General features: G+C 71.7%; 2 protein-coding genes and 1 tRNA gene. 1 reads left to right on the top strand and 2 read right to left on the bottom strand.

Annotated features, from left to right (window positions below; all coding sequences use genetic code 11):
* On the top strand, positions 1-1003 hold a 1003-nt coding region (locus tag E4O86_RS22360; protein ID WP_161142754.1), incomplete at its 5' end, for an esterase-like activity of phytase family protein.
* Between the two features lie 657 nt (positions 1004-1660).
* Here E4O86_RS22360 and mgtE read toward each other — a convergent pair.
* Positions 1661-3061, bottom strand: a complete 1401-nt coding sequence (gene mgtE / locus E4O86_RS22355) for a magnesium transporter (RefSeq protein WP_161142753.1) — start codon at positions 3059-3061, stop codon at positions 1661-1663.
* Positions 3062-3235: 174 nt separating this feature from the next.
* Positions 3236-3320: transfer RNA gene (locus E4O86_RS22350), tRNA-Leu, on the bottom strand.
* Positions 3321-4237: the final 917 nt, after the last annotated feature.

Raw genomic sequence — 4237 nt, 5'->3', positions numbered from 1 at the left:
CCGCGTGCGGGGCCGCGCCGCGGCCGCCCTCGCCGCGTTCGCCTTTCTCGCCGCGTCCGGCTGGCTGCCGTCCGATGCCGCGGCCGCAGGCGGCGAGCCGCTCGCGCTCGCCGTCCGCCGGATCGACGCCTTCGGCATAGCCCGCGCCGAAACGCGCTTCGGCGCGCTCGAATTTCTCGGCGGCATCGACATCACCGCGCGCGACAGGCGCCTTGGCGGGCTCTCCGGCATCGATGTCGGCGCGGACGGCGACGCCGTCACGATGGTCTCCGACGACGGCTATCTCGTCCGCGGCAGGCTCGTCCACGAGAACGGCCGCCTCGTCGGCCTCGCGGATGCCGAGATCAGGGGCCTCTTTCCCGTCGAGCGCGACAAGTTCGAAGCCGACGCGGAAGATCTCGCCTTCGCCCCCGACGGCACGGGCGGCCTGCTTGCGATGGAGCGGCGGCGGACGCCCCTCCTCGCCTTCCGCGTGGAGGACGGCTGGCCGGTCCCGACGGAGCCGGTCGCGGTCCCGCCCGCCGTCCTGAAACTCAAGATGAACCGGGGCCTGGAAAGCGTCGCCTATGCGCCCGCGGCCTCCCCGCTGGCCGGCCGCGCGATCATCGTCGCGGAGCGGGCGGCCGAGCGCGGGGCGGCGACGATCCCGGCCTGGATCCTCGGCGGCGGCGCCTTCCGGATCGTGCGCCGGGACGATTACGACATCGCGAGCGCGCGCTTCCTGCCGGACGGCGACCTCCTCGTCCTCGAGCGGCGCTTCACGCCGATCTCCGGCATCGCCATGCGCATCCGCCGGATCGACGGCGGCCGGATCCGGGACGGCGCGGAGCTCGACGGCGCGGTGCTGATCGAGGCCGGCATGACCGACCAGATCGACAACATGGAGGGCCTTGCCGTTCACCGGGAGGCCTCCGGCCGCGTCGTCCTCACCCTCGTCTCGGACGACAACAAGAGCATCCTGCAGCGGACGCTGCTCCTCCAGTTCGCCATCGCCGCCGACTGACCACTGGCCCCGCCTTTCCACGGCGCCGCCTCGCCACCTCTCCGTCGTCCTCGCCTCCCCCCTGTCGTCATCGCCGGGCTCGACCCGGCGATCCGGAAACGGAGTGGCGGACCGGACGCCGCCTCTCCGTCGTCATCGGCAAACATGCCGGCCCAGGCGCCCCTTGGATGCCCGGGTCAAGCCCGGGCAGGACGACAGAAAATGCCGCTGCCTTGCGGACGCGATCCCGCCGCCTCGCCCCCACTGTCGTCATCGCCGGGCTCGACCCGGCGATCCAGCAACGGAGTGGCGGACCGGGCGCCGCATCTCCGTCGTCATCGGCAAGAATGCCGGCCCAGGCGCCCCTTGGATGCCCGGGTCAAGCCCGGGCAGGACGACAGAAAATGCCGCTGCCTTGCGGACGCGATCCCGCCGCCTCGCCTCCCTCTCCGTCGTCCTCTCCTCCCCCCTGTCGTCATCGCCGGGCTCGACCCGGCGATCCGGAAACGGGGTGGCGGACCGGGCGCCGCCTCTCCGTCGTCCTCGGCAAAGTGGCGGCCCGGGCGCCCCTTGGATGCCCGGGTCGAGCCCGGGCAGGACGACAGAACAAGTGGCACGGCAACAGACCAAGCGACGGGCGTCGGCGATGCGCCCCCCCTCGCCGCGTCTTTCCGAGACTCACACCAGGAGCAGCGTCGCGAGCCCGAGAAACGCCGCGAAGCCGGTCGCGTCGGTCGCCGCGGTCACGAAGATCGAGGACGCCACCGCCGGGTCGATGTCGAGCTTGTCGAGCGTGAGCGGGATCAGGATGCCGACGAGGGCCGCCACGGTCTGGTTGGCGAGCATGCCGCCGGCGATCACGAGGCCGAGCTCCGGCCGCGCGAAGATGAGGCCGACGGCGAGGCCGGTCACCGAGCCGAGCACGAGACCGTTGCAGATGCCGACCAGCGCCTCGCGGCCGATCAGCTTCCAGGCATTGCCGGGATTGAGCTGGCGGGTGGCGAGCGCGCGCACCGTCACCGTCAGCGTCTGGGTGCCGGCATTGCCGCCGAGCCCCGCCACGACGGGGAAGAGCATCGCGAGGATCGCGATCCGCTCGATGGTCGATTCGAAGAGGGCGATCACGGAGGCGGAGAGGAAGGCGGTGACGAGATTGACGAGGAGCCAGGAGCTCCGCAGCCGCACGATCTGCAGGACGCCCTCGGAGAGCTCCTCGTCGCCGACGCCGGCGAGCCGCTTGATGTCCTCGTCGGCCTCCTCCTCGATGACATCGACGATGTCGTCGACCGTGATGACGCCGACGAGCCGGTTCGAATCGTCGACGACGCCGACGGAGAGCAGGTTGTAGCGCTCGAAGAGCCGCGCCACGTCCTCCTGGTCGTCCTCCACGTTCACCGAATGGGCGACCTCGCCCATGATGTCCTCGACCCGGGTCGGGCGCTTGGCGCGCAGCAGCCGGTCGAGCGGCACGGTGCCGAGGAAGCAGAAGCGCGGGTCGACGACGTAGAGCTCGGTGAACTCGTCCGGGAGCCGCGGCTCCTCGCGCATGAAGTCGATCGTCTGGCCGACCGTCCAGTAGGGCGGCACGGCGATGAACTTGGTCGTCATCCGCCGTCCGGCGGATTCCTCCGGGTAGTCGAGGCTGCGCTGCAGCGCGATGCGCTCGGCGAGCGGCAGGCCGGCGAGGATCGCGTCGCGGTCCTCCTCGTCGAGGCTCTCCAGGATCCCGATCGCGTCGTCGCTGTCGAGCGCGCGCACGCCCTCCGAGATCGTCTCGTTCGGGATCGATTCGAGGATCTCGTTGCGGACGGTCTCGTCGATCTCGGTGAGTGCCGTCCAGTCGAAGTCCGGGCCGAGCAGCCGGATCAGGCCGTCGCGCTCCTCCGGATCGAGCGCCTCGAGCACCGCGCCGAGATCGGCCTCGTGCAGGTCGCCGACGAGCGCGCGGGCGGTCTCCGCATCCTCGGCCGCGATCGCGTTCTCGACGCGGGCGATGAAGTCGCGCTCAAGGTCGCCGTCCTCGTCGCGGATGCGGACGGGCGCTTCCCCTTCGGGGTTCGGTGCGGTTTCCGGCTCCACGGCTGCGGCCCTTCTGCTGCGGCGCGAAGGCCGGGTTAGCCCGGCGCGGCGGAAAGGGGAAGCCGCGGCAAGGAGGTGGGCGGAAGAAAAGCCGCCGCGCTCCGCGAAAACGAAAAAGGCGGCCCGCGGGCCGCCTCTTCAGATCGAAGCCGCGGCCGTGGCCGCGTCGTCGAATGGTGCGGTCGAGAGGACTCGAACCTCCACGGGTTGCCCCACAGCGACCTCAACGCTGCGCGTCTACCAGTTCCGCCACGACCGCGAATTGCCGGTTTGTCCGCCGGCGGGCGTGCATGTAGCAAGCATCGGGCGGGACCACAAGGGCGGATCGGCGCCCGGACGTGCCGAATTCCGGCGGCCCACCGGTTGTTCCTTTCCGGCGCTCCACCGCCTGTTCCGGCCCGGCGCCCGCCGCCGGATTTGTGCCGGCCCTCACCGCTTGTTCCCTCCCATCGCCTTGCCCCCTGCTCCGCTCCGTCGCCTTGAAGCTTGCTCCGCTCCGTCGCCTTGCCACTTGCTCCGCTCCGGGGCGCTGCCGCTCGTGCAGTTCCGGGGCGCTGCCGCTTGTTTTGTCGTCATGCCCGGGCTCCGACCCGGGCATCCAGACGCGTCGGGCCCGCTGCCCGTTGCCCCGTGGATCGCCGGAAAAGAGTCCGGCGATGACGACGGAGTTCCGGGGCGCTGCCGCTCGTGCGGTTCCGGCGCGCTGCCGCTCGTTTTGTCGTCATGCCCGGGCTCCGACCCGGGCATCCAGCGGCATCCGTTCGCTTCGACCTCATGGATCGCCGGATCAAGTCCGGCGATGACGACAGAGAGGGTGGCCGGCCGGGTGCCCCCTGGATCGCCGGAAAGAAGTCCGGCGATGACGACGGAGAGGGAGGCCGGCCGGGCGTTCTCCGGAGCGCCGCGGATCAGGTCCGGCGATGAGGACGGAGTTCCGGGATAAGGCGGGCGGGCGATCGCGGGCGCATCGGGCCCCGCCGGCGGCGGTCCCCGCAGGCTGTAGCTCCCCGGCGGCTGTAAGTCCCGCGCCCGCTTGTCTATCTATAGCCCAGCCGAACGCCGCCGGACCGAGCATGGACGCGCCCTTTCCCGAAGCCGAGACCGCCGCCGAAGCCGAGCCGGCGGGCGCCGCCGTGCGGCCGGCCGGCCGCGACGCCCTCGGCGCGCTGCTGCGCG

The organism is Propylenella binzhouense, from assembly GCF_009866965.1.
Lineage (GTDB): Bacteria > Pseudomonadota > Alphaproteobacteria > Rhizobiales > Afifellaceae > Propylenella > Propylenella binzhouense.
This window is presented reverse-complemented; position numbering and strand designations above follow the sequence as displayed.